Here is a 4,270-nt window from a genome sequence, read left to right on the forward strand (position 1 = left end):
GGGAATAGCTCAGTTGGTAGAGCACGACCTTGCCAAGGTCGGGGTCGCGAGTTCGAGTCTCGTTTCCCGCTCCAAATTGAAAACGCCACTTCATTTGAAGTGGCGTTTTTTTTTGCTCGTATGGTTGGTTTTTGGGGCGAGCTGGCTCGGCATACCTATCAATTTTACTAGTTGGCTAATGTCGTCTGGAGGCGTACAACGGCATGGTGCTACTCGTTACGAGCCCGATGTTCGTTCGTACTCGCTCCATCAGTTTGCTCTGTCAGGGGAGAATGTTGGGCGCACCTGATTCCATTCCATTCTCCCTTGAACAAGGAAGGAGCAATGACCGTGACGATCGGAAAGACGGATTTGGAAGTCCAGCTGGAGATATGTAAACGGGCGGTCGATGCGTGGAGGCGTTATGAAGAAAGTAAAGGGCAGCACCCCCCTTCGCAGGTAGAGCGACTTCGACTGGAAGCCGAGTTCTTATTTTCTTCGGCGCATCATTTTTTTGGGGACAAGGCTAGTATTTCCCCTGACTTGCTAGATCGTGATTTGTCAGAGTGAGTTCACTTGCCCTGCTATGGCGATTGGGGTTCCCGGCCCAGATCAGGCCGGGATGCATCTATACCAGATCAGTGAATATCACCCTGAGCAGGTTTGGCTAGCAGTTGCTTTTCTTGATGCCAATCAAACGCTTCACCGCTCTGCTCTGCTTCGTACCGGCGCTCTTCTAGCGTCTGGTAAAGCTCCAGCTCTTCATCCGGCATGAAGTGCAGGCAATCGCCACCAAAGAACCACAACAAATCACGCGGCACCAGGTGGGCGATCTGCGGATAGCGCTGGATCACCTGGCAGATCAGGTCCTGGCCCAGGTACTGGCTTTGCAGCGGGTCCTGCGGCAGCAGGGTGAGCAGTTCGTCGAAGCGCTCGAGGAACAGGGCGTGGCTTTCCTCCGGAACCTGTTCGGCTTCACCCAGCGCGGCCAGGATGGTGCGCAGGTGGTGGAGCAGTTGCAGGTGGTATTCCAGGTGGGGGTTGGCCATGGCGGCGCTCCTCGGTGGTTGAAACGGGGGGCGGAGTATACGCCGGTTTTGCCCGGGCTGGCAGCGCAACTGCCTGTGCTGGCGCTATCGCGGGGCAAGCCCGCTCCCACGTAAGGCACACGTTAAACGCCTTGTGGGAGCGGGCTTGCCCCGCGAAGCGGTCGGCGAATGCTCAGCGCACTTTGCCTGCCTCGGGCAATAGCACTTCCTTGTCGAACGCATCCACATCGATAACTACCCGGCGTGCCTGCTCGGCTTGATGCAGGCGCTGGCCTTCCTCCGCCTGCAGCACACCCGCTTCGATGGCGGCGTCGATCACCGATTGCCCGGCTGCCGCCTGCACCTTGCCTTCCTTGACCGCCTGATGCAGCGCCTTGTGCAGCGGGGCCACATCGTCCAGCAGGTCACAGGCCGTCTGTAGCGCGGCCACCGGGTCGCCTTCGGCCTGAGGCCTGAAGCAGCCCTCCAGCACTGCTTCCAGCGCCGGGTCGCCTTTGCCCCGGCCGATCAGCGCCGCCACCTCGGCATCCAGCTCATCGCTTGGTCCGGTATGCCTGCGGCCAAATGGGAACACCAGCACGCGCAGGGCGCAGCCGATGAAGCGGTTGGGGAAGTTGTCGAGCAGCGCGGCGAGCGCCTTTTCCGCCTGGCCCAGGTTTTCCTCCAGCGCCCAGCGCAACAACGGGCGCAGGTGCTCGGGCGAGCCCAGGTCGTGGTAGCGCTTGAGCGCGGCGCTGGACAGGTACAGGTAGCTGAGCACATCGCCCAGCCGGGCGCTCAGGCGTTCGCGGCGCTTGAGCGCACCGCCCAGCAGCATCATCGACAGGTCGGCCAGCAAAGCGAAGGCCGCCGCCTGGCGGTTGAGGGCGCGGAAGTAGCCCTGGCTCAGGGCGTCGCCCGGGACCTTCTCGAAATGCCCGAGGCCCAAACCCAGCACCAGGGTGCTGGCGGCGTTGCCGGCGGCGAACAGGATGTGCTGCATCAGCAGGTCGTCGAATTCTTTGAGCGCCTGGTCATGGTCCTCGCGCCCCGCCAGGGCCATTTCCCTGAGCACGAACGGGTGGCAGCGGATGGCGCCCTGGCCAAAGATCATCAGGTTGCGCGAGAGAATGTTGGCGCCCTCGACGGTGATGAAGATCGGCGCGCCTTGCCAGTTGCGGCCCAGGTAGTTGTTCGGGCCCATGATGATGCCCTTGCCGCCGTGCACGTCCATGGCGTGCTGGATGCATTCGCGGCCGCGCTCGGTGAGGTGGTACTTGAGGATCGCCGACAACACCGAGGGTTTTTCGCCCAGGTCCACGGCCTGGGCGGTGAGCAGGCGGGCGCTGTCCATCAGCCAGGCGTTGCCGCCGATGCGCGCCAGGGACTCCTGGATGCCCTCGAAGGCGGCCAGCGGCACGTTGAACTGTTCGCGCACCCGGGCGTACTGGCCGGTGACCAGGCTGGTGTACTTGGCCGCGCCGGTGCCGACTGCGGGCAGGGAGATGGAGCGGCCCACCGACAGGCAGTTCATCAACATCATCCAGCCCTTGCCGAGCATTTCCTGGCCACCGATCAGGCAGTCCAGCGGCACGAATACGTCCTTGCCGCTGTTGGGCCCGTTCATGAACGCCGCGCCCAGGGGCAGGTGGCGTTGGCCGATCTCCACGCCCGGCAGGTCGGTGGGGATCAACGCCAGGCTGATGCCCAGCTCGGCCTGCTCACCCAGCAGGTGCTCGGGGTCGTAGGCCTTGAAGGCCAGGCCCAGCAGGGTGGCTACCGGGCCGAGGGTGATGTAGCGCTTCTCCCAGTTCAGGCGCAGGCCGATGACTTCCTCGCCTTGCCACTGGCCTTTACAGATGACGCCGGTATCGGGCATGGCGCCGGCGTCGGAGCCGGCCAGGGGGCCTGTGAGGGCGAAGCAGGGGATGTCGTCGCCGCGGGCCAGGCGCGGCAGGTAGTGGTTGCGTTGCGCCTCGGTGCCGTAGTGCAGCAGCAGCTCGGCCGGGCCCAGGGAGTTGGGCACCATCACCGTGGAGGCCAGGTCGCCGCTGCGGGTGGCCAGTTTCATCGCTACCTGCGAGTGGGCGTAGGCCGAGAAGCCCTTGCCACCGTATTCCTTGGGGATGATCAGGGCGAAGAAGCCGTGCTGCTTGATGAAATCCCAGGCCTGCGGCGGCAGGTCGAGGTCCTGGCCGATCTGCCAGTCGCTGACCATCGCGCACAGTTGCTCGGTGGGACCGTCAATGAAGGCCTGTTCTTCCTCGCTGAGCTTGGGCGCGGGGTAGTCAAGCAGGGTGTCCCAGTCGGGGCGGCCGCTGAACAGGTGGCCGTCCCACCACACGGTGCCGGCATCGATGGCTTCGCGTTCGGTGGGCGACATCGGCGGCAGGGTGCGCTGGAACCAGCTGAACATCGGCGCGGTGAACAGTTTACGGCGCAGCTCCGGCAGGGCGAAGAAGGCCGCCTTGGCGGCGATCACCACCCAGATCAGCGCCAGCAGCCAGCCTGGCGCGGTGCTGAAGATGCCCATCAGCAGGGTATAGGCGGCGATGGCCGCGAGGATCTGCAGGGGCGCCAGGCGCCGGTGCAGGAGATACGCGGCGCCAAGCACCAGGACCAGCAACCACAACAGCAACATGATTCTTCCTCCTTGGAAGCGGGCGTTAGGCCAACCCACAGAGCTTAGACGCGCCGGGGTGGATGGCCTGCTTAGAAGACTGACCGGGTTCTGTAGCGGGAGTTCGGTGGTGTTGATGGATCCCGGGGCCGCAAAGCAGCCCCGGGGATCATTTGCTTCTGTTCAACCCCAGCTCCATGTCATCGATCAGCGCCTTGGCCATGGCGCTGAGGATGCGCGCCGAGCTGCCGGCCAGCAGGTCGCCCTCCATTTCCGCCTCGCAGGTCAGGTGGCGAATGCAGCCGAGCAGCACCGACAGCTCGCTGAAGGCATCCTCGAAGGTAACGCCAGGCTCGATCTTGAACAGGTCCAGGCAGGTGGTGCGGCCTGCGGTATGGCCGCGGCTCATGGCTGCACCTGTGGCTTGTGTTCGAGCAGGGCGCAGGCGAGCTGGCCGAGGTAGTCGCTGGCGGTGAACAGGCGGTCCTGGGTTTCGCCGGGCTCGGTCTTGAAGTAGATGTCGAGGACGTCGGAAATGGCGGTGGCCACTTCGACGGCGGCGGACATGGCTTCTTCGCGGGTGAGGGTGGGGCGGATAGCGATGAAGGGGGCTAGACGCGGTGGGTCTGGGACGATCTTTTTC

General features: G+C 63.9%; 5 protein-coding genes. 1 reads left to right on the forward strand and 4 read right to left on the reverse strand.

The features are described from left to right. The first annotated feature begins 324 nt into the window (after nt 1-324). A complete protein-coding gene (locus tag AC3WL2_RS25735) occupies nt 325-549 on the forward strand; it encodes a hypothetical protein (protein WP_102685483.1) in 225 nt (74 codons plus the stop codon). Between the two features lie 68 nt (nt 550-617). Here the strand turns inward: AC3WL2_RS25735 and AC3WL2_RS25740 are convergent, their stop codons facing one another. The 4 genes from AC3WL2_RS25740 to AC3WL2_RS25755 all read right to left on the reverse strand — a co-directional run. Beyond that, nucleotides 618-1,028: a PA2817 family protein gene (locus AC3WL2_RS25740; protein ID WP_023630023.1), complete on the reverse strand. Its 411-nt coding sequence runs from the start codon at nt 1,026-1,028 to the stop codon at nt 618-620. A gap of 172 nt (nt 1,029-1,200) precedes the next feature. After that, a complete protein-coding gene (locus AC3WL2_RS25745; RefSeq protein ID WP_102685484.1) occupies nt 1,201-3,648 on the reverse strand; it encodes an acyl-CoA dehydrogenase in 2,448 nt (815 codons plus the stop codon). Nucleotides 3,649-3,796: 148 nt separating this feature from the next. Continuing rightward, nucleotides 3,797-4,036, reverse strand: a complete 240-nt coding sequence (locus AC3WL2_RS25750) for a DUF3077 domain-containing protein (protein WP_046856549.1) — start codon at nt 4,034-4,036, stop codon at nt 3,797-3,799. After that, nucleotides 4,033-4,270 (reverse strand): hypothetical protein (locus AC3WL2_RS25755; RefSeq protein ID WP_102719686.1); only part of this gene is annotated, 238 nt, incomplete at its 5' end. The genes AC3WL2_RS25755 and AC3WL2_RS25750, both read right to left, overlap by 4 nt.

The organism is Pseudomonas sp. FW305-96 (assembly GCF_058783825.1).

Coding starts and splice junctions, on each gene's coding strand:
- AC3WL2_RS25735 (WP_102685483.1), top strand. CDS start 325: ATGACCGTGACGATCGGAAAGACGGATTTGGAAGTCCAGCTGGAGATA.
- AC3WL2_RS25740 (WP_023630023.1), bottom strand. CDS start 1,028: ATGGCCAACCCCCACCTGGAATACCACCTGCAACTGCTCCACCACCTG.
- AC3WL2_RS25745 (WP_102685484.1), bottom strand. CDS start 3,648: ATGTTGCTGTTGTGGTTGCTGGTCCTGGTGCTTGGCGCCGCGTATCTC.
- AC3WL2_RS25750 (WP_046856549.1), bottom strand. CDS start 4,036: ATGAGCCGCGGCCATACCGCAGGCCGCACCACCTGCCTGGACCTGTTC.